This window comes from Streptomyces sp. NPDC029466, from assembly GCF_055574515.1.
In genome coordinates this window covers 13,759-40,463 of the sequence record NZ_JBVHZH010000015.1, presented here as the reverse complement: position 1 = coordinate 40,463, position 26,705 = coordinate 13,759, and the positions used below count along the sequence as shown (strand labels likewise).

General features: G+C 69.3%; 30 protein-coding genes and 1 pseudogene. 14 read left to right on the top strand and 17 right to left on the bottom strand.

Annotation, left to right across the window (positions count from 1 at the left end; genetic code table 11):
• Window positions 1-153: 153 nt before the first annotated feature.
• From ACZ4XD_RS14375 to ACZ4XD_RS14365, 3 genes are all read right to left on the bottom strand, one after another.
• Window positions 154-1,041, bottom strand: a complete 888-nt coding sequence (locus ACZ4XD_RS14375) for an SDR family oxidoreductase (RefSeq protein ID WP_468041898.1) — start codon at window positions 1,039-1,041, stop codon at window positions 154-156.
• A 216-nt stretch (window positions 1,042-1,257) separates the two neighbouring features.
• Entirely contained in the window at window positions 1,258-1,653 is a 396-nt protein-coding gene (locus ACZ4XD_RS14370; protein WP_468041896.1) for a DUF2267 domain-containing protein, read from the bottom strand.
• A 230-nt stretch (window positions 1,654-1,883) separates the two neighbouring features.
• Window positions 1,884-2,318 carry an Hsp20/alpha crystallin family protein gene (locus ACZ4XD_RS14365; RefSeq protein ID WP_468041894.1) on the bottom strand — a complete coding sequence of 145 codons (435 nt, stop codon included), beginning with the start codon at window positions 2,316-2,318 and terminating at the stop codon, window positions 1,884-1,886.
• A gap of 125 nt (window positions 2,319-2,443) precedes the next feature.
• On the opposite strand from ACZ4XD_RS14365, the gene ACZ4XD_RS14360 reads away from it, so the two are divergent.
• A complete protein-coding gene (locus tag ACZ4XD_RS14360; protein WP_468041890.1) occupies window positions 2,444-3,106 on the top strand; it encodes a type III effector protein in 663 nt (220 codons plus the stop codon).
• Window positions 3,107-3,509: 403 nt separating this feature from the next.
• Window positions 3,510-4,043: a carboxylate-amine ligase gene (locus tag ACZ4XD_RS14355; RefSeq protein ID WP_468041888.1), complete on the top strand. Its 534-nt coding sequence runs from the start codon at window positions 3,510-3,512 to the stop codon at window positions 4,041-4,043.
• Here ACZ4XD_RS14355 and ACZ4XD_RS14350 read toward each other — a convergent pair.
• From ACZ4XD_RS14350 to ACZ4XD_RS14310, 9 genes are all read right to left on the bottom strand, one after another.
• A complete protein-coding gene (locus ACZ4XD_RS14350; RefSeq protein ID WP_468041885.1) occupies window positions 4,030-4,800 on the bottom strand; it encodes a 2OG-Fe dioxygenase family protein in 771 nt (256 codons plus the stop codon). The two genes, ACZ4XD_RS14355 and ACZ4XD_RS14350, sit on opposite strands and share 14 nt — an antisense overlap.
• Before the next feature lie 58 nt (window positions 4,801-4,858).
• Window positions 4,859-5,908: an iron-containing redox enzyme family protein gene (locus ACZ4XD_RS14345; RefSeq protein ID WP_468041883.1), complete on the bottom strand. Its 1,050-nt coding sequence runs from the start codon at window positions 5,906-5,908 to the stop codon at window positions 4,859-4,861.
• Window positions 5,905-6,171 (bottom strand): CDGSH iron-sulfur domain-containing protein, encoded by a 267-nt coding sequence (locus tag ACZ4XD_RS14340; protein WP_468041881.1) that lies wholly within the window; start codon window positions 6,169-6,171, stop codon window positions 5,905-5,907. The genes ACZ4XD_RS14345 and ACZ4XD_RS14340 overlap by 4 nt, the downstream gene beginning before the upstream one ends.
• The gene (locus tag ACZ4XD_RS14335) at window positions 6,155-6,847 is read right to left on the bottom strand and encodes a HemK2/MTQ2 family protein methyltransferase (protein WP_468041878.1); all 693 of its coding nucleotides are present in this window, start codon (window positions 6,845-6,847) and stop codon (window positions 6,155-6,157) included. The genes ACZ4XD_RS14340 and ACZ4XD_RS14335 overlap by 17 nt, the downstream gene beginning before the upstream one ends.
• Before the next feature lie 383 nt (window positions 6,848-7,230).
• Window positions 7,231-8,091, bottom strand: a complete 861-nt coding sequence (locus ACZ4XD_RS14330) for a cytochrome c oxidase assembly protein (protein ID WP_468041876.1) — start codon at window positions 8,089-8,091, stop codon at window positions 7,231-7,233.
• Entirely contained in the window at window positions 8,091-8,657 is a 567-nt protein-coding gene (locus tag ACZ4XD_RS14325; protein WP_468041873.1) for a DUF2243 domain-containing protein, read from the bottom strand. The genes ACZ4XD_RS14330 and ACZ4XD_RS14325 overlap by 1 nt, the downstream gene beginning before the upstream one ends.
• A gap of 230 nt (window positions 8,658-8,887) precedes the next feature.
• Window positions 8,888-9,061, bottom strand: a complete 174-nt coding sequence (locus ACZ4XD_RS14320; RefSeq protein ID WP_468041871.1) for a CsbD family protein — start codon at window positions 9,059-9,061, stop codon at window positions 8,888-8,890.
• A gap of 87 nt (window positions 9,062-9,148) precedes the next feature.
• A complete protein-coding gene (locus tag ACZ4XD_RS14315) occupies window positions 9,149-9,475 on the bottom strand; it encodes a DUF5133 domain-containing protein (RefSeq protein WP_468041869.1) in 327 nt (108 codons plus the stop codon).
• A 29-nt stretch (window positions 9,476-9,504) separates the two neighbouring features.
• Window positions 9,505-9,675, bottom strand: coding sequence for a hydrophobic protein (locus ACZ4XD_RS14310; protein WP_423666716.1), 171 nt, complete (start codon window positions 9,673-9,675; stop codon window positions 9,505-9,507).
• A 334-nt stretch (window positions 9,676-10,009) separates the two neighbouring features.
• Here ACZ4XD_RS14310 and ACZ4XD_RS14305 point away from each other — a divergent pair, with 334 nt between their 5' ends.
• From ACZ4XD_RS14305 to ACZ4XD_RS14295, 3 genes and pseudogenes are all read left to right on the top strand, one after another.
• Window positions 10,010-10,891 carry an RNA polymerase sigma factor SigF gene (locus ACZ4XD_RS14305; protein ID WP_468041866.1) on the top strand — a complete coding sequence of 294 codons (882 nt, stop codon included), beginning with the start codon at window positions 10,010-10,012 and terminating at the stop codon, window positions 10,889-10,891.
• A gap of 156 nt (window positions 10,892-11,047) precedes the next feature.
• Window positions 11,048-11,929, top strand: a complete 882-nt coding sequence (locus ACZ4XD_RS14300) for an LLM class F420-dependent oxidoreductase (protein ID WP_468041864.1) — start codon at window positions 11,048-11,050, stop codon at window positions 11,927-11,929.
• 116 nt (window positions 11,930-12,045) lie between these two features.
• Window positions 12,046-12,684 (top strand): annotated as a pseudogene (locus tag ACZ4XD_RS14295) (histidine phosphatase family protein); the annotation flags it as partial.
• A 45-nt stretch (window positions 12,685-12,729) separates the two neighbouring features.
• Here the strand turns inward: ACZ4XD_RS14295 and ACZ4XD_RS14290 are convergent.
• The 4 genes from ACZ4XD_RS14290 to ACZ4XD_RS14275 form a co-directional block, all read right to left on the bottom strand.
• Entirely contained in the window at window positions 12,730-14,091 is a 1,362-nt protein-coding gene (locus tag ACZ4XD_RS14290; protein WP_468041862.1) for an aldehyde dehydrogenase family protein, read from the bottom strand.
• On the bottom strand, window positions 14,091-15,149 hold the full coding sequence (locus ACZ4XD_RS14285; protein WP_468041860.1) for an AMP-binding protein: 1,059 nt from the start codon (window positions 15,147-15,149) through the stop codon (window positions 14,091-14,093). The genes ACZ4XD_RS14290 and ACZ4XD_RS14285 overlap by 1 nt, the downstream gene beginning before the upstream one ends.
• 171 nt (window positions 15,150-15,320) lie before the next feature.
• On the bottom strand, window positions 15,321-16,433 hold the full coding sequence (locus tag ACZ4XD_RS14280) for an NAD(P)/FAD-dependent oxidoreductase (RefSeq protein WP_468041857.1): 1,113 nt from the start codon (window positions 16,431-16,433) through the stop codon (window positions 15,321-15,323).
• Window positions 16,430-17,395, bottom strand: a complete 966-nt coding sequence (locus ACZ4XD_RS14275; protein WP_468041854.1) for a cucumopine synthase-related protein — start codon at window positions 17,393-17,395, stop codon at window positions 16,430-16,432. Before ACZ4XD_RS14275 ends, ACZ4XD_RS14280 begins: the two co-directional genes overlap by 4 nt.
• Before the next feature lie 1,357 nt (window positions 17,396-18,752).
• Between ACZ4XD_RS14275 and ACZ4XD_RS14270 the strand changes: the two genes are divergently transcribed.
• The 9 genes from ACZ4XD_RS14270 to ACZ4XD_RS14230 all read left to right on the top strand — a co-directional run bounded on the left by ACZ4XD_RS14270 (window position 18,753) and on the right by ACZ4XD_RS14230 (window position 25,955).
• A complete protein-coding gene (locus ACZ4XD_RS14270; RefSeq protein ID WP_468041852.1) occupies window positions 18,753-18,974 on the top strand; it encodes a DUF7489 domain-containing protein in 222 nt (73 codons plus the stop codon).
• A 179-nt stretch (window positions 18,975-19,153) separates the two neighbouring features.
• Complete coding sequence (locus tag ACZ4XD_RS14265; protein ID WP_468041850.1) at window positions 19,154-19,894, top strand: class I SAM-dependent DNA methyltransferase; 741 nt, start codon at window positions 19,154-19,156, stop codon at window positions 19,892-19,894.
• A 491-nt stretch (window positions 19,895-20,385) separates the two neighbouring features.
• Complete coding sequence (locus tag ACZ4XD_RS14260) at window positions 20,386-21,210, top strand: HipA family kinase (protein ID WP_468041847.1); 825 nt, start codon at window positions 20,386-20,388, stop codon at window positions 21,208-21,210.
• Complete coding sequence (locus ACZ4XD_RS14255) at window positions 21,171-21,602, top strand: DUF3037 domain-containing protein (RefSeq protein ID WP_388199060.1); 432 nt, start codon at window positions 21,171-21,173, stop codon at window positions 21,600-21,602. Before ACZ4XD_RS14260 ends, ACZ4XD_RS14255 begins: the two co-directional genes overlap by 40 nt.
• Before the next feature lie 243 nt (window positions 21,603-21,845).
• On the top strand, window positions 21,846-22,607 hold the full coding sequence (fabG, locus tag ACZ4XD_RS14250) for a 3-oxoacyl-ACP reductase FabG (protein WP_042152294.1): 762 nt from the start codon (window positions 21,846-21,848) through the stop codon (window positions 22,605-22,607).
• 29 nt (window positions 22,608-22,636) lie between these two features.
• Window positions 22,637-23,407 carry an SDR family oxidoreductase gene (locus tag ACZ4XD_RS14245; protein WP_468041844.1) on the top strand — a complete coding sequence of 257 codons (771 nt, stop codon included), beginning with the start codon at window positions 22,637-22,639 and terminating at the stop codon, window positions 23,405-23,407.
• A gap of 121 nt (window positions 23,408-23,528) precedes the next feature.
• Window positions 23,529-24,494 carry an aldo/keto reductase gene (locus tag ACZ4XD_RS14240; protein ID WP_468041842.1) on the top strand — a complete coding sequence of 322 codons (966 nt, stop codon included), beginning with the start codon at window positions 23,529-23,531 and terminating at the stop codon, window positions 24,492-24,494.
• 126 nt (window positions 24,495-24,620) lie between these two features.
• Window positions 24,621-25,289 carry a uracil-DNA glycosylase gene (locus ACZ4XD_RS14235; protein ID WP_042153675.1) on the top strand — a complete coding sequence of 223 codons (669 nt, stop codon included), beginning with the start codon at window positions 24,621-24,623 and terminating at the stop codon, window positions 25,287-25,289.
• A gap of 126 nt (window positions 25,290-25,415) precedes the next feature.
• Complete coding sequence (locus ACZ4XD_RS14230) at window positions 25,416-25,955, top strand: hypothetical protein (RefSeq protein WP_468041965.1); 540 nt, start codon at window positions 25,416-25,418, stop codon at window positions 25,953-25,955.
• 38 nt (window positions 25,956-25,993) lie between these two features.
• On the opposite strand, the gene ACZ4XD_RS14225 is transcribed toward ACZ4XD_RS14230, so the two are convergent.
• Window positions 25,994-26,629 (bottom strand): TetR/AcrR family transcriptional regulator, encoded by a 636-nt coding sequence (locus ACZ4XD_RS14225; protein WP_468041840.1) that lies wholly within the window; start codon window positions 26,627-26,629, stop codon window positions 25,994-25,996.
• Window positions 26,630-26,705 lie beyond the last annotated feature (76 nt).

The window sequence follows — 26,705 nt, the reverse complement described above, 5'->3', positions numbered from 1 at the left end:
CAGGACCATGGTTCCGCATGGCTCCAGGCTGCCTCCGTGCACGGGCTCCCGCACCCGCACCCGCATTCGCCGTACGAGCCGCCGGCGGGCCCCGCCGTAGGGGCGGCGGCGAAGCCGGGCCGTTACGGGACACCCGTGCGCCGGCCCCAGCCGCTACGGCAGCGGGGTGCCGCCCGTCGCGTTCACGATCTCCGCCGTGATGTAGCTCGCCTGCGGAGAGGCCAGGAAGACATACGCCGGGGCCATTTCCGCGGGCTGTGCCGGGCGGCCCAGCGGTGCTTGTTTGCCGAACTCGACGGTGTCGGGCAGCGTCGCCGGGATGAGGGGCGTCCAGACCGGGCCGGGCGCGACCGCGTTGACGCGGATGCCGTCCGAGGCGAGCATCTGCGCGAGGCCCTGCGTGAAGGTGACGATGGCGCCCTTCGTCATGGCGTAGTCGAGCAGGTGCGGGCTCGGCTTGTAGCCCTGAACGGATGCGGAGTTGATGATGCAGCCGCCCTTGGGCATGTGGGGCAGTGCCATCTTCGATAGCCAGAACATGCCGTAGAGGTTCGTCCGCACCACTCGGTCGAACTGCTCGGTCGTGATGGCGCCGATGCCGTCCGGCTGGGACATCTGGTAGGCGGCGTTGTTCACGAGGATGTCGATCCGCCCGAGTTCGCCGACCGCGCGCTCCACCAGCGCCCGGCACTGCTCCTCTTCACGGATGTCGCAGGAGACCGCGACGGCCTTCCGCCCCGCCGCCTCGACCAGCCGCACAGTCTCCCGCGCCTCGTTCTCCTCCGACTCCAGGTGGGTGAAGACCACATCGGCCCCCTCCCGTGCGTACGCCAGCGCCACCGCCCGTCCGATCCCGGAATCGCCGCCGGTCAGCAGCGCCTTGCGGTCGGTCAGCAGACCGTGGCCGCGGTAGCTCTCCTCGCCGTGGTCGGGCGGCGGGTCCATCGGCCCGGTCCACCCCGGGTGCGGCTGGTCCTGCTGCGGGAATTCCGGCCGCGGGTGCTTGGTCACCGGGTCCTGCGGGCCATGGTTCGCTGCCATGGAGACCTCCTGTGCGCATCTGCTCGGCGGGCATCGGGTGCCCTGTCACCGCCCAATGAATCACCGGCCCGCAGGGCGGCCGGCACTCGACGCGGCAGGGAGACCGAAGCTACGCAGGACAGAGCACAGCATCGCGCGGGATCCCGGGGGCCGGTGCCGACGGTTCCGGGCACTGTGGTGCTGCTGCCGGCAACCGGCGCTCTCCGCCCCGGGTGCTCAGGCCGCCTGGATCAGTTCGGCGCGGCCGAAGAGGAGCGCGTAGCCGGGCGGGAGCTGCGTGAGGATGCGGGTGAGGAGTTCTTCGCCGGCGAGCTGGGCGACCGTGGTGAGGACCGCGCCGGTGTCCCACCGTGCGGTGGCGGGGGAGCCGCCGGTGCGCGCGGCGAGGTGCTTCACGAAGCCCCATCCGGTGAGCTGTTCCGTGGCGGGGATCTGAGCGGTGAAGACCAGAGCGGCCTCCACGGGCAGACGGGCGGCGAGGTCGACGCGTTCCTCGCCGGTGAGCTGCCGGCCCAGGTCCGCAAGAACGGCACGTACGACTTCTTCGGCGCGTTCGCGGGTGGGGTACGCGCCTTCATAACGCACGCGCTCCAGCATCTGCTTGAACGTCATCTCTGGTGCCGGCCGCGTCGGTTCAGGCTGGGTGAACACCGGAGTCATTGCCTTTCTCGGTTCATGGGAGAGCCCGGGACCGCAGCGTCAAGGTCCCGGTCTCCCGAGGGTCGGTTCAGTGGTGGAGGGCCGAAGCGGCGTACGTCACCCGGTGAGAGTGGGAGCACCGGGGAGCTCGGAGGGCGGGGAAGGGAGCCCAGGTCCCGCCCTCCGTCAGGGTGCGGTCTCGCTCAACCCGCGATCTGCTTGTGCGACGCGTCCCCGCCGATAGCGATCTTGCGTGGCTTGGCGCGTTCGGCGATCGGGATGCGAAGGGTCAGAACGCCTGCCTCGTAGTCGGCCCTGATGTGCTCGGTGTCGAGGGTGTCGGCCAGCATGAGCTGGCGGGAGAACGCGCCCAGGGGGCGCTCGGAGAGCTCCATCTGGACGGTGTCGGCCTTGGCGATCGGCCGGCGCTCGGCCTTGACGGTCAGCATGTTCCGCTCGACGTCGATATCGATCGCGTCCGTGGAGACGCCGGGCAGATCGAGAGCGATCACATACTCCTCGCCCTCGCGATAGGCGTCCATCGGCATCGGGGACGGCCTCGACCAGGTACCGGAGGTCCCCATCAACTGCTGGGTGAGCCGGTCCAGCTCGCGGAAGGGGTCAGTGCGCATCAACATTGCGAAACACCTCCAAAAGGATTGGGCAGAAACTGCCAATGCGCTTCACCTGACACCGTTGTAGCATGTCATCCAAAGGATGACAACCTCGAAGTCGTCCAGATGACGACAGAACGGAGTGTGCGGTGCCCCCAGACCACCCGCCCCTCGCACCCACCGGCCCGGCCTCCTTCCTTGCCGCCGCCGCGGCCCTCAGGGCGATCGACCAGGCCATGCGCGGCGCCCACACACAGCAAACAGCCGATCCTCTGGGCTCCGAGGCGGAGCCCGAGCAGGCCCTGGCCTCCCTCCTGCTGCTGCGCGAGGTCCGCGAGGAGCTCGCGACATGGGAGACGGGCCTGGTCGAAGCCGCCCGCCGGGCCGGCGCCAGCTGGGCCGATCTCGCCGCCCCCCTCGGTGTCGCCAGCCGCCAGGCAGCCGAACGCCGCTATCTCCGCCAGCGCCCCGGCGCGGTCGGCACCACCGGGGAGCAACGCGTCCAGGCCACCCGCAACGATCGCGCCGCCGACCGCACCGTCACCACATGGGCCCGCCACCACACCGCCGAACTCCGCGGGCTCGCCGGCCAGATCCTCGCCCTGTCCAACCTGCCCGCCGCGGCCCGTACCCCCCTCGGCCACCTCAACGACGCGCTCGCCGGCAACGACCCCGCCACCCTGATAGAGCCCCTCATCGCCACTCAGCCGCACCTACAGGAAGACCATCCCGACCTCGCCACCCGCATCAACACCCTCAGCCGGCACACCGCCCAGCTGCGGCAGGCGAGCCACGACAAGCGCCGTGCCTGATGGGGGCGGCCCCCGGCGGTTCATGGTGACCGTGGACCGTGGGCCGCGGATCAGTCGGTGACCAGCAGGGCCTGGGGTGTGGCCGATAACGCGTGGGCCGGCGCCTATTGGGCCGGACGAGGATCGCGCGCCCGTGCCGGTGCGCCTCTGAGGTCGCGCCCCGGCCGGGTACGGCGTAGACAGGAGGAACCGGCGCAAGGAGGCACCATGACGCCGAAGGCCATCGAGGGTTCCGGTAGCACCGCCCGGCCGCTGGGCTCCCAGGCCGCGGCACGCGAGAGCCGGAGCCGGCCGGCCGGCCCGACCGGGACCTCTCCGCGCCCTCCCCACGGTTGCCGGCCCGTAACGGCACGCGAGAGCCGACGGGGCCCGGAGCGGCAATGACGAGCGGACGTCCGAGGCGATGCTGGACGCCGGCACCCCGTTCTGGGACGTGCGGCCCAACCCCCGGCTGCCCACCCTGGAGGTCCGGGTCATGGATGTCCCGGCGGAGGCGGCGGACACCGTCGGACTGGCCGTGCTGATCCGGGCGCTCGTGATGACGGCCGGTGCGAGGGTACGGCGTGGTCACCGCGGGCCCGAGACCTGTGGCGAGCTGGTGCGGGCCGCCTATTGGCGGGCGGCGCGCGACGGGTGGCCCGGCAAGGGGGTCGATGCGCTGACGGGCCGGGTCCTGCCCGCTTCCGTACAGGCCGCGCGGCTCGTTGAGCATGTGCGCCCCGCCCTGGAGGAGCACGGGGATCTCGATCCGGCTGTGGGGTTTCTGCGCCGGCTCGCCGAGCGGGGCTCCGGCGCGCAGCGTCAGCGGGCCTCGTGGCGCCGTCGTGGTCAGCTGGCGGATGTCGTCGACGACCTGGAGCGGATGACGACGTTCGGCCGGTCGGGACGGCCGTGGGGAGGGCGGCCCTCGCGACGCGTTGATGTCAGGCACGGGTGAGTGTGGTGACCAATACGTCCCGGTGTGCGGGCCGGCCTGGGTCCAGCGGACGGATGGCTGACACGCTGTGCAGGGTGCTGCGGTCGTCCGACAGCAGCAGACTCGCGGGTTCGTCCAGAGTGGCCGAGAGCAGTTCATGTCCGTCCGGAGCGAACACGGCACTCCGGCCCCCAGCCGCATTACGGCGGCTGACCAGCAAGGACGAGACCAGTGTCACGCCGTCGCGGTGCCTGCCCTCCGGGGTCGGCTGCCCTTCGCCGCCGGCGGGGGCGACCACGCGGAACGGATGGACCTTCGCGATCCAGCAGGCGGCGGAGTCCAGGGCACCCGCGACCTGCCCGAGCAGCGACACGACCGAGCGCAGGAGCGGGTCCGCCGCAAAGGCGTCGGTCAGCGGGTCGAAGTGCCGGTCGACGTCCACATAGAGCGGGTTGCTCCGGTCCGGCTGCTGGAACGGGGTGTCCGGCAGCTGTGACAGCTCACCGGTGGCGGCGGTGAGCGTGAACTGTCCGTAACGGCGCAGTCGGTGGGTGCCGCGTGCGGAGGCGTACCGGTCGGGGGAGAGGTCCCCCCAGTGCGTGGCGAAGCGCGTCCACGCCTCCTCTCCCGCACCGACGTGCGCCCGCACGGTGGCCGCCGGCATGAGGTGGACTCCGGTCGAGGCCAAGGACTCGCGTGCCGTCGCGATGGCTGCTGGTCGCTCCTGCGAGGCCGTGGACTCCGCCGGAGCCCGGAGGCTCTCCGTGATCTCGCCCATCACTCCTCCTGTCTCCCTCATGTCTTCCGCGCGCCGGTCTCCTGAGGGCGACGCGTCGTCAGGTCCCGCTCCGTACGGGCATGCGGGCGCGGACGATGGGCAGCGGGGCCGCCAGCGCACTACGGCCCGCCCGCCAGGCGGCAAGGAGGCAGTCGGCCAGCCGGCCCTCCAGGAAACCGGTGGCAGCGATTCCGAAGCCGACATCGGCGTCCAGCTCCGGCTCGTCCCGCAGCAGACCGTCGACCACCTCTCTGCGCACCACCTGCTCATGGACCGCGTCGGCTTCGACATGCTCGGCATAGAACCTCTCCGCGGCCGGGCCGGCACCGGTGCGGCGCATGGCCTCCGCGAGCCGCCGGGCCCCTGGCGAGGAGGTCACCTCGACCGCGGCGAAGTGGCCGACCAGCGCCCCGCGCAGCGAACGGTGCAGTCCCAGCAGGGACATGAGATTGAGGACGGCGAGCGCTTCGGCGGGGGCCAGATCGAGGTAGTGCCCGTACGCGGTTTCCAGCGCGAGGTCCGCCATGAGGTCGGCGAACAGCTGGGCGTGGATGTCCTCGGCGCGCCCAGCCCCGAACTCGTCGAATTCGATGGCCGCCATCCCGGCCTTGGCGCGGCCCCGCAGACGGGGGAGGACCCAGGCGTGCGGGTCCGCTTCCTTGAGGTGGTACAGCGAGCGGAGGGCCGCGTACTCCCTCAGCTGCCACAGCCGGCCGTCGCGCCTCAAGTAGTGGCTGACGCTGTTGCCGTCGTCGTCGGCGGGCTCCACCAGCAGCCCGGCCAGGGCCTCCTGCGCACCGAGCGCCGGGACGTCGGCCCGCTGGGCCCGGAGGAACGCCTCCTCCAGGGAGCGCCGCACCGCCAGCAGTCCGGGGGCCCACTCATGGTCGTCGGCCACGCGGTCGAAGCCCTGATAGTGCAGTTCGTACAGCACATAGAGGGCGAGCTGGAGATCTGCCCCGTACGGGTCTTCGCGCTGGACCTCCTCCCGGGACGGCAGGGGGCCCCGCCCGGTACGGAGCCACGAAATCACCGTGTCGGACAGGCCGCCGCGCGGTGGCGGAAGCTGGGGCCTGCCGGGCCGGGCGGCGGCGGGATCGGCCGTCATCGCTGGTCTCCTTCACAACACCGGCCCTCTGCGGGGCAGCCGGCGCTGTCCGCGGGGTCGGACATGGGCTTGGAACGCGTGCGATGGCTGGTGTCGCACCAGGGATAGCTGCGGCTGCGTCGACACATACAGATCGCGACCGTGAAGCGGTGCGAGACGGCCACCGCACCGTCGTCACCGACCACTTCGACCGGGCCCTCCACCAGGAGCGGGCCGTTGCGGACGAGGGTGACGCGGCGTGGACGTTCAGGAGTTCTCGGCACGGATGATCACCAATTCCTCTGTGTCCTGGGCCTCCTCCAGCAGGCCCCGGCAGCGCAGCCAGGCCACCCGGGAGCACAGCACCGGGCCGAACGGGATGACCGCGTGGTCGCCGACCGTTGCCCGCAGCCCGGCGGACGCCAGCCGCTGCAAGGTGTCCTCGGTGCCGCACAGCCCGGAATGGACCATGAGCAGGACACCTCCGGGACGCAGCGCACCCGGCGCGATGTCGCAGATGCGGTCGACGAGCAGCCGTCCATCACGTCCCGCATCCCAGGCGCGTGCGGGCCCCCGGGGCGGGCGTGTGCCGGGTGCGGGGACGTACGGCGGGTTGCTGACGAGCACGTCGAAGGAGCGGCCGCGGACGGCCGCGGTCAGGTCACCACGGCACACGGTGACGCGCTGCCGGGAGAGCCAGGCGTTGATCTTCGTGGACAGCACCGCCTGCCAGGAAATGTCGACGGCGGTGACCAGGGCGCCACAGCGTGCTGCTCCCACCGCGAGGGCCCCACTGCCCGAACCGAGGTCCAGCAGCTCGGTGCCGGGCCCCACACCCTCGCGGTACATGGCACGCAAGAGAAGACGGGTGTCGTGCTGTGGCAGATAGACACCGGGCAGCGTCACCAGCGGACGCGGTCGAGCGCGCGCTCGGGCACGGGTGGCCGGCACTGCGCTCATACGGCACCTCCGCCCCGATGGACCATCCTCTTCAGCCTGCTGGCTATCCGGTGAGCTGACCACCCGGACGGCGGCGGCGCGTCCCCGCCCCTCCCGAGATACACCGGGCCGGGCCGAGGTGCGCAGTGCCCCGGTGGCCCGCAACCTGGGGTTATGAGCCGAGCGAGGCCCGGAGCAGGAAGGTGCGGCTGGTCGCAGCGTCCAGCGCCGGCCGCGGGCCGGTGGGGAGCGATTTCCTGACTTCGGCCCGGTGGGGAGCGGTTTCCGGACTTCGGCCGGTGTGGAGCGGCTTCCTGACTCCGGCCCGGTCACGCTGCCGGTACGGATGCACACGGCGGGGCGGCTCCGGCGTAGTGGCGAGGGGGCGGGCACGAGTGCCCCGGCTACCGGGAACCGGTCCTGGCGCGACATCGGCTCTCGCCGCGTGCCCAGGGCAGTTTCAGCCGGGCCCCGGCGGTCCGGTGGGCAGGGCGCCAGGTGACGACCAGGGCGGCGGCCAGCAGAAGTTCGGCGATATCGCCGCCGTAATACATGATCTCCGCTGCGCCCTGGACCTTGTCGATGGGGGCGTCGACGTCGACCAGGAAGCCGCCGTACATCAGCTGGGAGAGCACCGCGTGCGCCGCGATCGCGACACCGAGGTAGACCAGCCGGGACCGTACTCCCGGCCGTGACGGCGTGGGGTCGGGGCCGGCGATGACGTAGGCGAACAGGTACCCGGACAGCAGGAAATGGGCGTGCAGCAGCCAGTGCCCCACCGCGCTTCCCACGGTCGCGTTGTACAGGGGGGTGAAGTACAGCAGCGCCAGGCTCCCCGTCGACAGCAGCAGTGCGAGGGCCGGGTGGGCCAACACGTGTGCGGGCCGGCTGTTCAGCACGGTGGTCAGCTGTCGGCCCCGGGCGGTCGGCAGGGTGCGCAGCAGCAGGGTGGCGGGGGCGCCGAGGACCAGGGCGAGGGGCGCGTACATGCCGATCAGCAGGTGCTGGGCCATGTGGGCGCGGAAGTCGGTGTGCGCATGAGGCGCGAGCGGAGGCAGCAGTGCGAGGGCGAGCAGAAGGCACCCGGACAGGAAGCTCACCGTCCGCCACCGCCGCCACCGCCGGGCGGGGTTGCGGCGGCCGGCCCGGCGGGCGAGCAGCAGGTAGGCGCCGGCGGTGAGCAGCAGCCCGAGTACGGGGGCCACCGTTTCAGGCCAGCCGCTGGGGGAGGTGTGGGCGTCGTGCAGGGGCATGGCGTGGCCCATCAGGCGCTCCGGGATGCACGGCCGGAGACAGGGGCGTCGGGGTCGAAGGGCCGGCCGCTGCGCTGAAGAAGGTAGCCGCCGACGAGCAGCAGACCGCCAAGGACGAGGAATCCGGTGTCCCACCACGCTTGGTAGGGGCCGCCGTGGACGTGGTGGATGCCCAGGAGCTGGTGGTCCAGCAGGCCCTCGACGAGGTTGAACAGGCCCCAGCCGGCCAGCGCCCAGCCCCACAGCACCCGGGAAGCCCACACGCGGCGCCGGTGGTTAGTGACCCGTGCATACAGAAGGGCCAGGCCCAGCAGTACGGAGAGCCAGCACACGGTGTGAAAGACGCCGTCCCACATGGTGTTCATCTCCAGACCGGAGACGGTCCGGGGGTTGTAGTACTTCACCCCGATGCGGTCGCGGTTGGTGCTGGTGAGCATGTGGTGCCACCGGAGGAGCTGGTGCAGCAGGATGCCGTCGACGAAGCCGCCGAGCCCCACCCCCAACACGATCCCCGGTAACTGGATGCTGCGTGGTGCCACCGCGCCGTCGCGGGCCTCGCCCCCGGGGGACGTCATCATTGCCTCCGCCGCTGTTGCCCAACTGGAGCCTATTTCCTGCAGAATCCGCAGAACGGCTGCCCGACGGGAAGTCAGGAACCCGCAGACAGCGAAAGCACGTCGACCCCGACAATTCCTGCATCGGGGCCGACGTGCTGATGATTGACGCGCTCACCTCGGTGACATTCGCGTCCTTGGGCTGAGCGGAGCCCGCATTCCTGGCTCCGCCGCCCGAACCTAACGCCACGTGGTCACTCCTTGACGGCGTCCTTGGCCTTTTCCTTGGCCTCGCGCAGATCGCCCTTGGCCTCCTTGGAGGACCCTTCAGCGGCCATCCGTTCGTTGCCCACAGCACGTCCCACCGACTTCTCCGCCTTGCCGGTGACCTGCTCGGTCTTGGCCTTTGCCTTTTCATTGCCGCTCACGCTGAAATCCTTTCGTCGATTCACGAAGGGGCGATTCGTGAAGGGTCGATTCATGAAGGGGTGGGGGACGCAAACCAGTCGTATGGGTCAGCTCGCGAGCTGGAGGGACGCCGGGAGGGGCCGTCCGTGGGCCGTCTCTGCCAGATCCGCGTCGAGCTGCCGAGCCGCGAAGGCCAGGGCCGCTTCGACGGTCCGAGTGCCGGTGGAGACGCAGAGCGTGTAGGAGAGGTCCTCCAATTGCCGCCGGGTCTCGTAGGAACTCCGCTCCGACTCCCGGGCGCGGAATACCTCGTACTGCTTCACAAGGTCCCGCAGTATCACCGGATGGGGCATCAGCACGGTACGTCCTCTCTCGGGGAACGCGACACCGATGTGCCGCTTGTCGCCGATAATTGATTCAACACCACGTCTCATTCACCTTCCGATCCCGGTGATTTCTACGGTCACCAGCGGTACCAGCGGCCTCGCTTGCCGCTGGGGCCCACCGAACGCAGCACAAAGCCCAGCAGCCACGCGGCAAGCACGATCACCGCTACGACCCAAAGCGCCTTGAGTGCGAATCCGGCACCGAAAAGGACCAGGGCGAGAAGAAGAACGAGAAGCAGCGGAACCATAGTTATCAACCTCCGAACCACCGTGTGCCCGCGCGCCCTTCCGCCACACCCATGCATTCATGCGTTTCTGCCACGACGGGCGGGGCATCCGTAACGGCTTCTCCCGCGACGAATTCACCGCCACCGGGCGTCTCGGGGGCGGGTCCGCTCGTGAAGGGGGCACGGGTAGTACTGCTCACCCGCCTGACGCAGGAGTTCCAGCACACCCGCGACGTACTCCGCCGCCATGTCGCCCCCTGACGGTGCGGGGCCGGGCTGCAAACGGCGTGCATACCTCTCCGGGGTGCGGGTACCGGACCTCGCGACCGGGGAAGACACAGGAGGGAGCACCACTATGCGTGCCGGCCTTGCGACATCCGCAGTTCACGCCCAGGATTCCGCTGCTGACGTTCGCACGGCTCCGGCTTCGTCGCCGGAAGACCTGCCGCACATCGAAGACCCGCAGAACATCGCGCCCCGGGACGCCCGGGAGCTGACACAGGTGTTCTTCCAGCGACTGGAGACACTCGAAGAGGGCACCCACGCGTACCAGTACGCGCGCAACACCCTCATCGAGATGAACCTCTCCCTGGTCCGCTACGCGGCCCGGCGCTTCCGCAATCGCGGCGACGACATGGACGACATCCTCCAGGTCGGCACGATCGGCCTGATCAAGGCCATCGACCGCTACGACGTGTCCCGCGACGTCGAGTTCACCACCCTGGCCATCCCCTACATCACCGGGGAGATGAGGCGCTTCTTCCGCGACACCACCTGGGACGTACGGGTGCCGCGCCGCCTCCAGGAACTACGCGTCGACCTCGCCCGGGCCAACGAGAAGCTCTCCGGCCGGCTCGGCCGGGACCCGAAGGTCAGTGAACTCGCGGCCGAATTGGGCATCAGCGAGGACGAGGTCGTCGAAGGGCAGGTGGCCGCAAACGGCTACAACGCCTCCTCCATCGATGCCACCTTCAACGACGACGGCAACGACACCCCGCTCGCCGATCTGATCGGCGAGCGCGACGCGGAGATGGACCTCGTCGAGGATCTGCACGCTCTCGCGCCCCTCCTGAATCAACTCGAAGAGCGTGACCGGCACATCCTCGAAATGCGCTTCGGTCAGGAGATGACCCAGGCGCAGATCGGCAAGGAACTGGGCGTCTCACAGATGCACATCTCCCGCCTTCTGACCCGCGCCCTGACCCAACTGCGCGCCGGCCTGCTCACCGAGGAGTAACACCTCTGGTGGTGTGCTGGAGTGCCGCTCTGCCTTGCAGGCCGCGGGTGCCGTTGCGGGTGCCGAACCGCCCGCGGTGGTCGCGCAGTTGAGGGAGATGATGTCAGTCCCATCAATCGGAATGACGGGGGAATCATCGCATGATATACAGGCGTAATGCCTTTACAGCGCCCGTTCCGCTTCGGTGTCAACATGTTCGTTCCCGGTTCGCGACGCGAGTGGAGCGCGAAGTGCCGCAGAGCCGAGGAACTCGGGTTTGATGTAGTCGGCGTGGCCGACCATCTGGGATTCCCCGCACCGTTTCCAGCAATGGTGCTCGCAGCCGAAGCGACCGAACGGGTACGGCTGACCACATTCGTGTTGAACACGCCGTTCTACAACCCCGCCCTTCTCGCGCGTGACGTGGCGAGCACCGACCAATTCGTCGACGGGCGCATGGAACTCGGGCTCGGCGCAGGCTACGTGAAGGCGGAGTTCGACACCGCGGAGATTCCGTTCCCCAGCGGCGGAAAGCGGGTCGAACAGCTGGAACGAACTGTCATCACCTTGCGCCGTCTGTTTGCGGACACCGAATATCGGCCGCGGCCGGCCCAACCATCCGGGCCGCCACTGCTGATTGCGGGCTGGGGCGACCGGCTGCTGCGGGTGGCCGCCGCGCACGCCGACGTCATCGCCTTCCCCGGAGGCTGGGCCGGCACCACCGGTGAGGAAATCCATCTGGCCGGAGTCGCGCAGATGGAAGAACGGATCACCTACGTGCGCGGCCTGCTCGGTGACCGCGCCGACGCCGTGGAGCTGAACATCATGGTGCAGCAGGTGATTCCGCCCGCCGAAAGCACCGCGATACCTGACAGGTTCGCGCCGCTGCCACCCGACGCCGCGCACAACCCCGAGGAGCTGCCCAGCGTATTGATCGGAACCCCGGCGGAGATGGCGCAACAACTCAAGGAACGCCGCGAACGCTACGGCTTCACCTACTTCACGGTGATGGAATACAACATGGAGAAATTCGCGCCGGTCATCGCCGCGCTGCGCTGAACTCACACTTTGCCACAATTCCGCCGACGACGGGGGCTGTGATGGAAAAGGGTGGCACGATGCGCATCGGCGCCAGAACCAGTCATGGAACGACCGGCGTGCATCTCGCGCTCGCCGACCAGGGAAGCCCCACGACTCTTGTGCTGCTCCGCCACGGTGAGACGGCATTGACTCCGGAGAAGCGGTTGTCCGGCAGCGGCGGCTCCGATCCGGCGTTGTCGGAGACCGGGCAACGGCAGGCCGAGGCCGCCGCGAGGAGGCTCGTGGCACGCGGCGCGGTGCAGGCGGTGGTGTCCTCACCGCTGCGCCGAGCCCAGCAGACGGCCGAGACAGCGGCACGACGGCTGGGCCTGGAAGTCCAAGTCGACGACGGGCTCATTGAGGCGGATTTCGGTGCCTGGGAGGGACTTACGTTCGCCGAGGTACGCGAGCGCTACCCGGAGGAGCTGGCAGCGTGGCGCGCCTCTCCGGAGGCGGTGCCGGGCGGAACCGGCGAGACCTTCACCGCGGTCGCGCGCCGGGCCGCGCTCTCGCGGGACCGGCTCCTGGCGCGCTACCAGGGACAGACGGTGTTGGTCGTTTCGCATGTCGGGGTGTTGCGGACGCTGGTGCGGCTGGCGCTGGGCGCGCCGCCCGAGTCGCTGTTCCGGATGGAGCTGTCGGCGGCCTCGCTGTCGACCGTGGCCTATTCCGGGGAGGGGGCTGCGTCGCTGCAATCGCTGAACGACACCTCGCACCTGGCGGACCACCGCTGACCTCGGCAGCCCATGGGGCGGTGCTCGGCCCGACGCCCTCCTCGGTCAGCATCGAATTGTCTTGGTGCGCATGAGGAATTCAGCGAGGTAGCCGTCGTGCGGCAGTCCGTGCTCCATCCACGGTGTCGGATGGTCACCGACGTAGACGTTGGCGATGGTCGGCTCGGCCACCAATGCGTCGATCAGGTCCGCGTCGGTGGTGACGGCAGTGAGGACGAGGGTGTCGCGCAGCGGCCGGATCCCGGCGTCACGGTCCCACGGTGCCACCCACGCACAGGGGAAGCCCAATTCCATCCCGAGCTGTTCGGCGAAGGGGCTGTCGAGCTGGTGCACCGCCGGCCGGAGCGCCGCGGAACCATCGCCGAGATCGCCGACGATTCCGTCACCGCCGAGCCACGCCTTGGTGCCCGCCGCCCGCTGCCGCAGATAGGCGTCCCACCGACGGGCGGGAGCGATGGGCATCACGGGCAGGACCGCGCGTTCATCCGTCGGGGGCAGGCTGGGCAGCGCGGCGAGGCGTTCGGCGATCGCGGCGGCCACGGGGGAGGGGTCGCCCTCGACCAATACGCCGGTGGCGTTGACGCAACCGACGCCCCCACCACTGCTGATCGACTCCACAAGGGTGTCGACGATCGGCTCCCACTCGGTTTCGGCGGTGATGAGTATCTTGGAGCGCCCGGGGCCCTGCGGCAGAATGCGCCCATCGCCCGCATATTTGCCCACGACATCCGCACCGCCGTACACCATGCCGAAGTCGGCGTGCCGGAGGATGTCATCGGCCACGTGATGGTCGGTGGGCAGCAACGCGATTCCCTCGTCGCCGAAACCTGCCTCGCGCAGTGCGGTGATGAGCCGATGTGGGGTGAACGGCTCACGACGGGAAGGACGCACGGCCACGCGATAGCCGAGAGCGAGGGCATCGAACCAACCCTGGTGCACCGCAGGGTGATTGCCCGCCGCGTGAACGGCGAACACCTCACCGCGCCGGGTCCACACCGCCGCACCGCTCCGGGCCCGCGGATCGCGCCACGAGCCGACCGCACCGGCCGGCCGCGCGTTCTCCAGGCTGTGGTGGATTCGCTCGGCGGCCCGCGCAATATCGTCGGTGGCATTGCGCACCACCGTGATCGGTATCCCGGTGACCGCGCTGACGGTGCGCTGATATTCCTCCGGCGTCAGTCCCGCGATCGACTGCGTGGCGAAAGACCGGCCCGCCTCCGCGAATGCCGCGATCCGTGTGTCAACGGGTAGCGCGGGCGCTCGGCGCAGGGCCTTTATCGCGCGGGTGACGTAGAGCGAGGGTGCGAGACTCAGCGCCGCGACCGGATTTCCGGCAAGATCTCCAATGGTCTCCTGCCGCCGGGACCGATAGGCGCCGCCGGGGCCGAGAACGTCCAGGGACAACATCAGTACACGCCCTCGATCACCTTCGTATCGCCGAAGGACGCCACGGGTGCGACATCTGCGACCGCATCACCGAAGCCGCCATCCACCGGTGCGATCCGGGTTGCGTAATCCCGCTCGATATTGTTGACCAGCAAGGCACTTCGGCTCATGTGATGCAGGACTATCTGCCCGCGCTCGCCGTACGGAACAACCCGGCCGGTGTCGGGGTCGACCACCCGGAACGTGGTGTACGGAGCGAAGGAGTCGAACACGCACGGCTCGTCGTCCCCGAGGCCGGGCCGCTCCACCGATGTCCCCAGCATCATCGTGCCGCCGTACCCGCCGACGAACGTGGCGCTTCCGAACACCTCGTCGCGCAGCAGATCTCGGGTGTCGGCGTCCAGATGGGTACCACCCCAGATGATCGCGCGAACCTTCCGGTTCACCAACTCGACCAGATCGTCATGCTGCGCGAGGCGCTCCAGCATCGGCGGGGTGGCGAAGAGGACGCCCACATCCTGGCCGGCCAGAATGTAGCCGACCTGCTCGATGAGGTGATCGGTGTAGGCCTCGACCACGTCCGTCCGGCCCTGCGCGAGCAGCTTCTTCACCCATCGTGGGTCCAGATCGATGCTGAAGTTCAGCCCACCCCGAGACATCGCGGTGTCGACCGCCATTGCTCCGACATTGTGCGGCCCGGTGGGAACCGCACTGAGCCAGTCGACATTTCGAGGTACGCCATGAGCATCCAGCCGCTCACTGAACCATTCGACGCTGAGCCGATGCCACTCCGCGGCGTACGGCACTCGCTTGGGCTGCCCTGTGGTACCGCCGCTTTCGTAGACGGCTGCTCCGTGCTCGTCACCGTAGCCACGGGGAATCAGCTCACGGACACCGACATCGCGCAGCTCGTCCACCACATTGGGAAACAATCCGAGATCGTCAAAATCCCGGACATCGATCAGCGGATCAAAGTCGAGGCTCTCGGCCCGTTTCAGCCAGAACGGCGACCCGGTCTCCGGACCGAAGTGCCACCGCATCATCTCCCGAACGAACTCTCCGCCAGTGTGCTCGGCCATGCTTATCCCTCTCGTAAGAACTGAACAAAATTCCCGGCAACTGCTACATCGATCACAAGTCGCCGAACGCGGGGTTGAAGTGGGGCCCGCGCCGCGCGCACGACCGCGACGCGGGTCGCACCCACCTCACCGCCGACTCGATCGCCACCCTGGAGGAAGCGTTACGCCTTCCTACCCGGCCTTGGCCGAACCGCTGAGGCAGCGGGCGGTGGAGAGTCCGGCCGTGTCGATCCAGGATTCCTTTTCGAGCATGAGGTCTCGGATGATCTCTCCGGCGGCAGGTGCTTGGCACAGGCCCTGACCGGAGAATCCAGCCGCGTAGAGGAACGGGCGGGAGCCGTCGCGGCCGATGAAAGCCATCCCGTCCGGACTGACATCGAGGTCTCCGCTCCACCCGCTCGCGAGGCCGTTGCCGGCGAGGGCCGGGCAGGTCGTGCCGAGGTGGTGCGACACCCGCTGTAGCCAGGCCCGTCGGGTTTCGTCCGGAGCGGGACGGCCCATCCCGACGAGGATGCGGTCTCCCCAGCTTCGAATTCGCAGGCTGGACGGGTGCATGGTCATCGGCAGAGCGTCACGCGGGGCACTACCGGGGGTGTCGGTCAGGAGCATTTCGACGGGGTAGGTGGTCACCGGAAGGCGCACGCCGGCCATGGCGGCGACCGTTCCCGCCCAGGGGCCCGCCGCGCAGACGATGGTGTCGGCGCGGATGCTGCCCGCAGGCGTGTGGACCCGCCCATCCGGGTCGATGCCGGTGACGGGTGTTTCCGTGCGCAGGATGGCGCCGGCCTGCTGGGCGGCTATGGCATAGCCGCGCACGATCGCGGCGGGATCGCAGGCGTAGGCCTCGGGCGACCAGGCTGCCGCCAGGATGGTTCGCTCGTCGACCAGCGGGTTGAGCCGCGCTGCTTCAGCAGCGGTCACGAGCTCGACGTCCACTCCAGCCGCCCGCTGGGCAGCTTGGGTGTGCCGGAAGTCCTGCACCTGGTGTTCGTCGGTGAACAGCACGAGAAAGCCGATGCGCTGCAAGCCGAGGTCGATTCCGGTCCGTTCGGTGAAGGCGCGGTAATCCGCCAGGCTCCGCGCGGCAAGGCTGCTGATGAGAGCGTTGCCGGGAAAGTAGGTACGCACCACGCCCGCAGTGGTCCCGGACGATCCCGATCCGAGCGCGCCACGCTCCAGCAGGACGGTACCGACGCCTGCCTCGGCGAGCCGGCACGCTATTGAGTTGCCGATGACGCCCCCGCCGATAACGACGGCGTCCGTGCGTTCCGGGAGTTGGCTCACGACTGGACCGATTCCATCGGGCGCAGTTGGCGCAGGTGATCTCCGGCGTCCCACGGGTACAGATGCAGATTCCAACCGCCCAAACAGTTGACGTAGAGGGCCAGTTGGTTCACCACACTCAGGAAATCGTCGCGATCGAGCTGGTCGAGGCAGGCCAGGAAGCGCTGGGTGAAACTCCACAGCTGCTCCAGGCCGCAGTAGCCCAGAAACTCGGCCGGAATGCCGACCAGCAGGCGCGTCATGTGACGCAATGAATCCATCGGCATGCCCTGGACCGCGGCCCGGACCAGACCACCGTAGATGGCGTAACCCAGCGGGCGGGTCTCACCGTTGACGAACAACAGGGTGGGTAACACCGTCTCAAAACTCCCTGCCCCGGAAGGGATCACCCCCTCGTGGAGATCAGCGAGCTCCTGTGGTGCGGACAGCCAAGCCCGCTCGGTCGCGGTGTACACGTCGTGGATGAGACGGCTCGCGTCGGGATCTGCGGCGGTCAATTGCGGAATACGGTGGCCGCCTTCGGTACCCGCTTTGCGGACCTCCGCCAGGATCGGCTTCTTCGTCGAATAGACCGAATCCCAGACCGCCTTCCCGGCCTCCAGTAATGCGGACATATCCTCCTGCCGGATCCGGCCCACCGGGGATGCCGGCATCGGTTCGGTCAACGTGCCGTACTTGATGCCTAAATGCTGCAGCGCGGAGCAGAATACGGTCCCATCGGGCGCCTCGCGCCGATCTGCGATCCGAGTAGAAGCGGACAGATGCAGCAGCGACGGTATCGGTGCCGCGTGATAAAGATGCTGTCCCGCCACCAGCGCGTGTCCCTGGAGGCTCTGGTAGGGCAACGCCTCCCACAGCGCGTCGGCAAGTTCCGTGTTGCGACCGTCGAGTTCCGCGGTCACGGTGATACCCAGGTCGGGCCAGGCGATCTCGAGATGCCGACCGGAAAACGTGTCAGTCAAGATTTTCCCCTTCGTTCAGTAAGATGTCGCCGCTCACTCATAGGGCTCAGTGAGCAGATCTCATCTCTACGTCTTGCGAGTGAGGGCTGTTGCTGATTGACGGCGAGGAGCGCATGCAGCAGGGCGGTGCCCCGTCCGGGGCTGATGCGGATTTTGTGCAGCACGCGGCCAGCTCTTGAGTAAGGCGAAGGGCCGCTCTGCGGGGGCTCGCAGGCGTGCAAGGGCAGTGTTGGCCGCCCTGGGGCGCTGCACGGAGCTGGCCCGGGCGTCGCCGAGGAAGACCAACTCCCCCTCGGTGGTGGTCAGGCCAGTGGGCAGCGCGGCGAGGGCGTCGATGCCCTCGGTTCCCTCATCCGAACGAACCGGGCACGATGAGATTTACTCAGTCACATGCCGGGAATTCAGCTGGTTAGTAACACGCCTCATTAAATGGCGGATTCTGCACAATTTTTAGCAACATCTTCAAAAATATTGTCGCGCATGCCGGCATCACAAGTCATGCCCAAATGCCCGTGCCCCAGATAGTCTGGGAATGTCTTTACGTGATCACTCCTTCGGTGCGTCGAGGGAAGAGCAAGCAATTCAACAGGCTATACGGTCTTAGGCGGGCCCCCTGATGAAACCGTGTGCCGCGTGAAGGTGAGCCTCGTTATAGAGATATCCGCTAACGGAAACTGGATCGCTAACTTGCAGCTGCCAACCGAACCGGTCTAACAAGCATCCCCCAAGCTACCGAGGTTGTTTTAAACGATGCCGTCTCGCGATTAGAGAATACATGCCAGGATCAACTGGTCAACCCTCCGCATCGAATTCGACTCAAGGTGGCTCATGCCGCGCTGGTGGGCTTGGCGGAGCCGGGTAAGTGGCCTGAAATGATGTAGTCGAGGGGAGGGCGGGGCTGCATCGGGACGACACGGACGGTGGTGGCAGGGTGCCGCGATCGAGTCGGGGCAGCAGCGTGATGCCCAAACCCGCTGCCAGCAGGGCCACTTGGGGGCTCACACCCCGGCCGGCGAGTGCGTGCCCGGCGGTCACGGCGAAATCGGCGATGTCCTCGCCCAGCGCGGCGCCCGACAGCGACGTGGGGCACGCGCCGTACGGGAGGTATTTCGCGAAGGTGCGCCGAGGTCCCCCGCATTTCTCTTCCCCGGTGTGCCACCCATCGCCGGTCGAGGAAAGTCGCACATTTCATGGACAGCCTCGACGGACTCATCGCCAGGAGCCCGCCCCGCTCGACTGCATATTGCGCGACGGGGCAACCACCTGGCAGGACATGCGCCTGGCAGGACATATGTCATCCCCAGGAGGTGACTCATGGCTCTGCCGGGCGGCTGCCGCCCCTCGTAGGCTTCATGGCATGTTCAAATCTCGCAAAGTTGGACGAGATGACTCCTGGGAAGGCATCGTCATCAAGAGATCCCGGGGCATGCTCGACGGCTCGAATATGTACCACTTCGTCGAGGTCCGTCTTGCCGACGGCGAAGCGGTGAAGGTCCGGATCAGTGGCCGGCTCTGGAAGGCGATCGCGGTCGACGATCGGATCGTCAAGCGGTCGGGCGCCGACCCGGTCAGGGGGTAGCGATGACCTGGGCCGGTGGCTGCTCGTTGGGTACGGCGGCGCGGCGGTGCTCGACAGGCTGAGCCCGGCCCGGGGAGCGTCGGCCTGCTGCGGGTGCGGTCGTTCACCGCTACCGACCCAGGCGTCATCTCACCAAAGACAGTCGACAGCGCCCTCAAGACCCGGCACAGTGGCTGCCCGTGACGAGCAGTGAGCTGTGGACCCGTGTGACCGCCGACCGCTATGACGCCGAGGAGGCCGAGATGTCCTCGGCCGGCGTTCTCGATCCGACGCTCACCTTCCTTGCCGAGCTTGCCGGAGAGGGCCGGGCGCTGGAGTTCGCCATCGGAACCGGACGGGTGGGCGTTCCGCTCCGGGAACGCGGCGTACCGGTCGTGGGCATCGAACTGTCCGAGCACATGGCAGCGGTCCTGCGGCGCAAGATAAACGAGGATGCGCTCCCGGTGGCCATCGGGGACATGGCCACCACCGTCGTCCCCGGCGAGTTCACCCTGGTCTATCTCGTCTACAACACCATCAGCAACCTGCTCACGCAGGACGAGCAGGTCGAGTGCTTCCGCAACGCGGCACGTCATCTGGAGCCCGGCGGTCGATTCGTCATCGAGCTGGGCGTGCCGCCGCTGCGGTGGCTGCCGCCCGGGCAGGTCGCGGTGCCGTTCGACGTCTCGGAGCGACATCTTGGCTTTGACACCTTCGACCTGGTTGAGCAGATTCTCGTCTCGCACCACTTCACCCGCGACGGCGACGACGGCCACTACCGCCGCGACAATTCCCGGCACCGGTATGCCTGGCCGGCGGAGCTTGACCTGATGGCACGGATCGCCGGGCTGGAGCTGGAACGCCGCGTCGCGGGCTGGGACGGGGCGCCGTTCACCCAGGACTCCGCGAAGCACGTCTCCGTGTGGCGCAAGCCCATCTGAGGCCGGCCACCGGGCCGAGGATCCTTGGAACACCGGCCGGTCCGGATGCCGCTTGTGTCCGGGAGGCTGGGCCCGGCGCTCGACCGCGGGCAGCAGCGGCGCCGGAAATGCCGTGGCCGCGAACACAGGGAGTACGCATACTGGGAGACCGGCGGTGGCCGGGGCCGGTGTCGTCCCGCCGTGTGCCGAGGGGAGAGGGCTCTGGCGGTGCGAGGCGGGGGAGACGGGGGAGGCGGTGGTGACGCCGGCGCGACGGCTTGGACATTTCTCGCCGACTGTCACGCTTAGTTACTATGCTCACTTCAGGCCCCGGAGGCAGGAAGCAAGGGCCGCACGGTCATTGACGGACTGCTGGGGAGGCAGGGAGACGAGCGTGCCGGTCGAAACTCCCCAGATAATCCCCGAGGGCTGATCGAGGCCGACTTTCTCCCTCGCGCTCGCCCGCCATTAGCCATCGATTACAAGGTTAACGACTCGGATTGCCTGGGAATATGCTGCCAGAAGTCACCGCGACTCGTTATGTCACGCCCTTGCGTGAGGGCGGGTCGCTGCCGGGGATCGTCGAGGGCGACGATCTCGGTACCTACATCATGAAGTTCACCGGTGCCGGGCAGGGGCGCAAGACGCTCGTGGCCGAGATCATCTGCGGGCAGCTGGGGCGTCGGCTCGGGCTGCGGGTGCCGGAGCTGGTGCGGATGCAGCTCGACCCCGTCATCGGGCTGAGCGAGCCCGATCAGGAGGTTCAGGAGCTGCTGAAGAGCAGTGGTGGGCTCAATCTGGGGATGGATTACCTTCCCGGATCGCTGGGTTTCGACCCGCTGGCCTTCGAGGTGAGCGCCCGCGAGGCGGGGCGTGTGGTGTGGTTCGACGCGCTGATCAACAACGTCGACCGGTCCTGGCGCAACCCCAATCTGCTGGTGTGGCACGGCGAATTGTGGCTGATCGACCATGGTGCGGCGATGATCTGGCACCACAACTGGCCCACCGCGGAGAAGGCTTCGGCGCGCCCGTACAACGCCTCGGATCATGTGCTCGCCACCTTCGGGCCGGATGTCGCCGCGGCGGCCGAGGAGTTCGCGCCACAGATCACCGAAGAGCTGCTGACCGAGATCGCGGCGGATGTCCCGGACGAATGGCTGGCCGACGAGCCGGGCTTCGACTCCCCGGACGTGCTGCGTCAGGCGTATGTGCGCACGCTGCTGGCCCGGGCCCGGACGGTCAGTGAGCACATCACCCTCGGGGAGCCCACCGGGGACAAGCCCTCGCAAGCACCGGAATGGCTGGCGGCGAAGCTGCCGCGGAGGGCAGTGAAGTGACCGGACTGCACAACGGCCGCGATGTCTTCGAGTACGCCCTGCTGAAGGTCGTACCCCGGGTGGAGCGCGGCGAGATGATCAATGCCGGAGTGGTCGTGTACTGCCGTGCCCGGCGCTTCGTCGAGGCCAGGACCTATCTGGACGAGGCCCGGCTGCTGGCCCTTGACCCCACGGTCGATGTGGCCGGTGTACGGGCCGCGCTCGGCGCCGTCGAGGGGATCTGTGAGGGGGGCGAGCGGGCCGGACAGGCGGCAGGGGATGACGCGGGACGCCGCTTCCGCTGGCTGATCGCTCCGCGCAGCACCATCGTGCAGCCAGGCCCGGTGCACACCGGCCTGACCGCCGATCCCGCCGCTGAGGCCGAGCGGCTGGTGGAGCTGCTGGTGCGCTGAGGAGCACCGGATCGCTGTTCGGGCGCCCGGCGCCGCCTTCCGGCGGGCCGGGCGCTTCGTCATGGAGAGGGCCGGGCCCGGCCGGTCTCACAGGTGGGGTGGGCAACGGCGCGGTGGTGGGGCGTTGACAGCGGGTGGCCGGGCTTCTAGCGTCAGCCCTGCTCAGGCTACTAAGCGGTTGCTCACCCACGGGATCGGTGCGGCGGACCGCTTGTCGAGGTTTCGAGGGTGAGGAGAACCCGCATGTCCACCACCGAGCAGCGCGTCGCCATCGTCACGGGCGCGGCCCGCGGTATCGGCGCGGCCACCGCCGTACGCCTGGCCGCCGAGGGCCGGGCCGTCGCCGTACTCGACCTCGACGAGGCGGCCTGCAAGGACACCGTCGAGAAGATCACCGCGGCCGGTGGCAAGGCCATCGCGGTCGGCTGTGACGTCTCGGACGCCGAGCAGGTCGAGACGGCGGTCGCCCGGGTCGTCTCCGAGCTCGGTGCGCCGACCGTCCTCGTCAACAACGCCGGTGTGCTCCGCGACAACCTGCTGTTCAAGATGAGCGAGAGCGACTGGGACACGGTCATGAACGTGCATCTGCGCGGCGCGTTCCTGATGTCCCGCGCCTGCCAGAAGCACATGGTGGACGCCAAGTTCGGGCGGATCGTCAACCTCTCCTCCAGTTCGGCGCTCGGCAACCGCGGACAGGTCAACTACTCGGCGGCCAAGGCCGGTCTCCAGGGCTTCACCAAGACCCTCGCCTTCGAACTCGGCAAGTTCGGCGTCACCGCCAACGCCGTCGCCCCCGGCTTCATCGTCACCGACATGACGGCCGCCACCGCCGAGCGCGTCGGTATGGGCTTCGAGGAGTTCCAGGCCGCGGCCGCCACCCAGATCCCCGTGCAGCGCGTGGGCCGGCCGGACGACATCGCCAACGCGATCGCCTTCTTCACCGGTGACGCGGCCGGCTTTGTCTCCGGCCAGGTCATGTACGTCGCCGGCGGCCCGCTCAACTGACCGCCCCACCGACCTCAGGAGTTTCGGACATGACCGAGCAGGACAGCGGGCTCCCCGAGCCCACCGGCAAGGTGGCACTGGTCACCGGCGCCAGCCGCGGTATCGGCTACGGCATCGCCGAGGCCCTGGTGGCCCGTGGCGACCGGGTCGTCATCACCGGCCGCAACGAGGACGCCCTCAAGGAGGCCGCCGAGAAGCTGGGTGCCGACCGGGTGCTCGGCGTCGCCGGCAAGGCGCATGACGAGGCCCACCAGGCCCTCGCCGTCGAGCGCGCGATGGAGACCTTCGGCCGCGTCGACTACCTCGTCAACAACGCCGGAACGAACCCGGTGTTCGGCCCCATCGCGGACCTCGACCTGGGGGTGGCGCGCAAGGTGTTCGAGACCAATGTCGTCTCGGCGCTCGGCTTCGCGCAGCGCACCTGGCACGCCTGGCAGAAGGACAACGGCGGCGCCATCGTCAACATCGCCTCGATCGCCGGTCTCGCGCCCTCGCCGTTCATCGGTGCGTACGGGATGAGCAAGGCCGCGATGGTGAATCTGACCCTTCAGCTCGCCCATGAGTTCGCGCCGGGCGTGCGGGTCAACTCCATCGCGCCCGCGGTGGTCAAGACCAAGTTCGCGGCGGCGCTCTACGAGAACCGCGAGGAGGAGGCGGCGGCCGGCTACCCCATGGCGCGGCTCGGCGTCCCGGAGGACATCGGCGGGGCCGCGGCCTTCCTGCTGTCCGACGCCTCGGGCTGGATCACCGGCCAGACACTGGTCGTCGACGGCGGTCTGTTCCTCAACGCCGGGGCCTGACGGCACCGGGCGGGCCCGCGCGGCTTGCCTTGGTGTGCGCTCCAAGAGGCAGAGTCCGTGGTGCCGGTCCTCATCGGGGCCGGCACCACGCGCGTCAGCGGACCTGCCAGGGAGACATGCCATGCACTACCGCACGCTCGGCGGCGACCAGGGCCCCCGTATCAGCGGGATGTGTCTCGGGACGCTGCCGTTCGGCACCACCGTCGACGAGCCGACCGCCTTCGCCGTCCTGGACCGCTTCGCCGAGGCCGGCGGCACCTTCGTCGACACCGCGAACCACTACGGCTGCTGGCTCCCCGGCGCCACCGGCGACGAGAGCGAGCTGCTGCTCGGCCGCTGGCTGCGCAGCCGGGGCGCGGCCGGCCGTACGGTCGTGGCCACCAAGGTCGGCGCCCGGCCCGACCCGGCCCGCGGCAGCGCATGGCCCGCCAATGCCGAGGGCCTGGGCCGGGCGGCCGTCCGCGCCGGGATCGAGGGCAGCCTGCGCCGTCTGGGCACCGACCGGGTGGATCTCTACTACGCGCACCCGGAGGACCGCCGCGTCCCCCTGGACGAGACCGTCGAGGCGCTGGCCGGCCTCGTCCGGGACGGCACCGTGGGGGCCCTCGGGGCCGGCGGTCACCGGACCTGGCGGCTCGCCGAGGCCCGGCACACCGCCGCCGGCCGTGGGCTGCCCGGCTTCCGCGCCGTACAGCAGCGGCACACCTATCTGCGGCCGCGCCGGGGCCTGCCGCCCGACATGCAGGGCGAGGCCGACGAGGAGCTCCTCGACTACGCGGCGGCCCACCCCGGTCTGACGCTGACCGGCTATGGGACGCTGATGGCGGGCGCCTACTCCCGTACGGACAGACCGCTGCCGGAGCGCTACGACCATCCCGGCTCGGTGGCACGGCTGCGGGTGCTGGCGGAGGTCGCCGCGGAGTGCGGGGCCACCGTGAACCAGGTGGTGCTGGCGTGGCTGATGGGCGGCGCCGTTCCCGTGGTGCCGGTGGTCGGCGTGAGCTCTGTGGCGCAGCTGGACGAATGCCTGGCGGCGCTCGATCTGCGGCTGGACGCCGTCCAGCGCGCCCGTCTCGATACCGCCTGAAGAGGGGGTGGACCGCGGCTGCCGGGCCGGCCCGGAAGGCCCGCGGACGGCGTTGTCAGTGGTCGCCGGTAGGTTCGGGGACTGAGAACGCAACGCACACCGGAGGTTGTTGACGTGGTGACCGACATGCTGCCCGAGTCCTGGCGCGGGGTCCTCGGCGAGGAGTTGGAGAAGCCCTATTTCAAGGAGCTGACCGACTTCGTCGAGCAGGAGCGGGCCAATGGCCCGGTCTATCCGCCCCGCGAGCAGGTCTTCGCGGCGCTGGAGGCGACGCCTTACGACCAGGTGAAGGTGCTCATCCTGGGCCAGGACCCGTACCACGGTGCGGGGCAGGGCCATGGCCTGTGCTTCTCCGTGCAGCCCGGCGTGAAGACGCCGCCGTCGCTGCGGAACATCTACAAGGAGATGAAGGAGGAGCTGGGCCACCCGGTCCCGGACAACGGCTATCTGATGCCCTGGGCCCAGCAGGGTGTGCTGTTGCTGAACGCCGTTCTGACGGTCCGCGAGGCCGAGGCCAATTCCCACAAGGGCAAGGGGTGGGAGAAGGTCACCGACGCGGTGATCCGTGCGGTGGCCTCCCGGCCCGACCCGGCGGTCTTCGTGCTGTGGGGGAATTACGCCAAGAAGAAGCTGCCGCTGATCGACGAGGAGCGGCATGCCGTGGTGCAGGGCGCGCACCCCTCCCCGCTGTCGGCGAAGAAGTTCTTCGGCTCCCGCCCCTTCACCCAGATCAACGCGGCGGTCGCCGCGCAGGGCCATGCCCCGATCGACTGGCGCATCCCTGACCTGGGCTGAGTCGGCGGGCCCGGGTGGCGGGCCGGACCACCCGGTGCGTCGCACACACCGCGCGCGGCTCCCGTCCGGCGGTTAGCGTCGAGGGAACGGGCCACCGATGGCGTGAGCGGATACGGGAGTGCAGTGGTGGAAACGCGGCGGGAGGCGGCGCCCGAGGACGGGGTGCTGACCCGGATCGGCCAGGCGATCATGCTGCATCGCGGCGGCGACCGGGAAGAGGCACGTAACCGTCTCTCGGCGCTCTGGCACGAGATCGGGCCGCACGGAGACGCCTTCCACCGCTGCACCCTCGCCCACTACATGGCCGACACCCAGGACGACCCCCGGGACGAACTCGACTGGGACCTCCGGGCCCTGGAGGCGGCCGAGGGCTTTGTCACCGAGCGGCCCGCGGGCTCCGCCGCCACGCCGAGGGAGCCCCGGGTCGCCGACGGCCCCGGCCCCCGCCACCCCCTCGTCGCGCTCCGTGCGTTCTTCCCCTCCCTGCATCTCAATATCGCGGCCGATTACGCCGCGCTCGACCGGCCGGCCGACGCCCGCGCCCAGCTGCGGCGCGCGCGGGCCTCGGTCAACGCGCTCGCCGACGGCGAATACCGCCAGGGCCTCCGGGACGCGATCGAACGGCTCCAGCTGCGGATCGACCGGGCGGCGGGGCACACGCCGTAGCGGGTGGCGGCGAGGGGCCCGGCCACCTCGGAGGCACCTCACCCCCGCAGCATCCCGTCGAGCAGCTCCGCGCAGGAGGTGCGCAGCGCGGACCGGGTGGGAACGGCCGCGTGGAACTGCCCCGCGGTGCAGGAGAACAGGATCCCGTCGCACCAGGCCACCATGCTCATCGCATGCCGCTCGGGATCGGCGGACCCGGCCGCCGCCAGCATCGCCGCCATCGGCTCCCGGAAGGCCCGGCCGGCCCGGTCGTAGACGGCCCGCAGCTCGGGCCGGCGGGTGGCCTCCAGGGCCAGTTCGTACCGGGCGAGGAGCAGCTCACGGTGCCGGGAGAGGTAGCGGTGCAGCGCCAGCGAGAGCGCCTCGGCGACCGCCGCCCCGGCGTCCTCGGCCCCGGAGCCCGCCTCGGCCCGCGCCGCCGCGGGCCGCTCCCGCGCCGTCAGCACCGCCGCCTCCCGCTCCGCCAGCCGCCGCACCGCGGCCTCCAGCAAGGCCGCCCGGGTGCGCGCGACATTCGAGGTGGAGCCCTGCGGCAGCCCGGCCGCCTCGTCCACGGCCCGGTGGGTCAGCCCGCGCATCCCGCGTTCGGCGAGCAGGCTCAGCGCCGCGTCGGCGATCAGCTCATGGCGGGGGACGGCGACGGGCGCCGGGGTGCGGTCGCTGCGGGCGTTCATACCGGGAGCCTAGTCGCCGACTACGGGTGTAGTCTGACGGCAAGGGTAACTACATGTGTAGTTGACCCGGGACACG

What these genes read in the sequence shown, in the direction of transcription:
- ACZ4XD_RS14315 (WP_468041869.1), bottom strand. Translation starts at nt 9,475, where the DNA reads ATGAGACGTGGTGTTGAATCAATTATCGGCGACAAGCGGCACATCGGT.
- ACZ4XD_RS14285 (WP_468041860.1), bottom strand. Translation starts at nt 15,149, where the DNA reads ATGGCCGAGCACACTGGCGGAGAGTTCGTTCGGGAGATGATGCGGTGG.
- ACZ4XD_RS14300 (WP_468041864.1), top strand. Translation starts at nt 11,048, where the DNA reads ATGCCTTTACAGCGCCCGTTCCGCTTCGGTGTCAACATGTTCGTTCCC.
- ACZ4XD_RS14235 (WP_042153675.1), top strand. Translation starts at nt 24,621, where the DNA reads ATGCTGCCCGAGTCCTGGCGCGGGGTCCTCGGCGAGGAGTTGGAGAAG.
- ACZ4XD_RS14225 (WP_468041840.1), bottom strand. Translation starts at nt 26,629, where the DNA reads ATGAACGCCCGCAGCGACCGCACCCCGGCGCCCGTCGCCGTCCCCCGC.
- ACZ4XD_RS14290 (WP_468041862.1), bottom strand. Translation starts at nt 14,091, where the DNA reads ATGTTGTCCCTGGACGTTCTCGGCCCCGGCGGCGCCTATCGGTCCCGG.
- ACZ4XD_RS14270 (WP_468041852.1), top strand. Translation starts at nt 18,753, where the DNA reads ATGTTCAAATCTCGCAAAGTTGGACGAGATGACTCCTGGGAAGGCATC.
- ACZ4XD_RS14325 (WP_468041873.1), bottom strand. Translation starts at nt 8,657, where the DNA reads ATGATGACGTCCCCCGGGGGCGAGGCCCGCGACGGCGCGGTGGCACCA.
- ACZ4XD_RS14305 (WP_468041866.1), top strand. Translation starts at nt 10,010, where the DNA reads ATGCGTGCCGGCCTTGCGACATCCGCAGTTCACGCCCAGGATTCCGCT.
- ACZ4XD_RS14375 (WP_468041898.1), bottom strand. Translation starts at nt 1,041, where the DNA reads ATGGCAGCGAACCATGGCCCGCAGGACCCGGTGACCAAGCACCCGCGG.
- ACZ4XD_RS14240 (WP_468041842.1), top strand. Translation starts at nt 23,529, where the DNA reads ATGCACTACCGCACGCTCGGCGGCGACCAGGGCCCCCGTATCAGCGGG.
- ACZ4XD_RS14335 (WP_468041878.1), bottom strand. Translation starts at nt 6,847, where the DNA reads ATGAGCGCAGTGCCGGCCACCCGTGCCCGAGCGCGCGCTCGACCGCGT.
- ACZ4XD_RS14330 (WP_468041876.1), bottom strand. Translation starts at nt 8,091, where the DNA reads ATGGGCCACGCCATGCCCCTGCACGACGCCCACACCTCCCCCAGCGGC.
- ACZ4XD_RS14370 (WP_468041896.1), bottom strand. Translation starts at nt 1,653, where the DNA reads ATGACGTTCAAGCAGATGCTGGAGCGCGTGCGTTATGAAGGCGCGTAC.
- ACZ4XD_RS14260 (WP_468041847.1), top strand. Translation starts at nt 20,386, where the DNA reads ATGCTGCCAGAAGTCACCGCGACTCGTTATGTCACGCCCTTGCGTGAG.
- ACZ4XD_RS14355 (WP_468041888.1), top strand. Translation starts at nt 3,510, where the DNA reads ATGCTGGACGCCGGCACCCCGTTCTGGGACGTGCGGCCCAACCCCCGG.
- ACZ4XD_RS14255 (WP_388199060.1), top strand. Translation starts at nt 21,171, where the DNA reads ATGGCTGGCGGCGAAGCTGCCGCGGAGGGCAGTGAAGTGACCGGACTG.
- ACZ4XD_RS14365 (WP_468041894.1), bottom strand. Translation starts at nt 2,318, where the DNA reads ATGTTGATGCGCACTGACCCCTTCCGCGAGCTGGACCGGCTCACCCAG.
- ACZ4XD_RS14310 (WP_423666716.1), bottom strand. Translation starts at nt 9,675, where the DNA reads ATGGTTCCGCTGCTTCTCGTTCTTCTTCTCGCCCTGGTCCTTTTCGGT.
- ACZ4XD_RS14345 (WP_468041883.1), bottom strand. Translation starts at nt 5,908, where the DNA reads ATGACGGCCGATCCCGCCGCCGCCCGGCCCGGCAGGCCCCAGCTTCCG.
- fabG (WP_042152294.1), top strand. Translation starts at nt 21,846, where the DNA reads ATGTCCACCACCGAGCAGCGCGTCGCCATCGTCACGGGCGCGGCCCGC.
- ACZ4XD_RS14245 (WP_468041844.1), top strand. Translation starts at nt 22,637, where the DNA reads ATGACCGAGCAGGACAGCGGGCTCCCCGAGCCCACCGGCAAGGTGGCA.
- ACZ4XD_RS14350 (WP_468041885.1), bottom strand. Translation starts at nt 4,800, where the DNA reads ATGGGCGAGATCACGGAGAGCCTCCGGGCTCCGGCGGAGTCCACGGCC.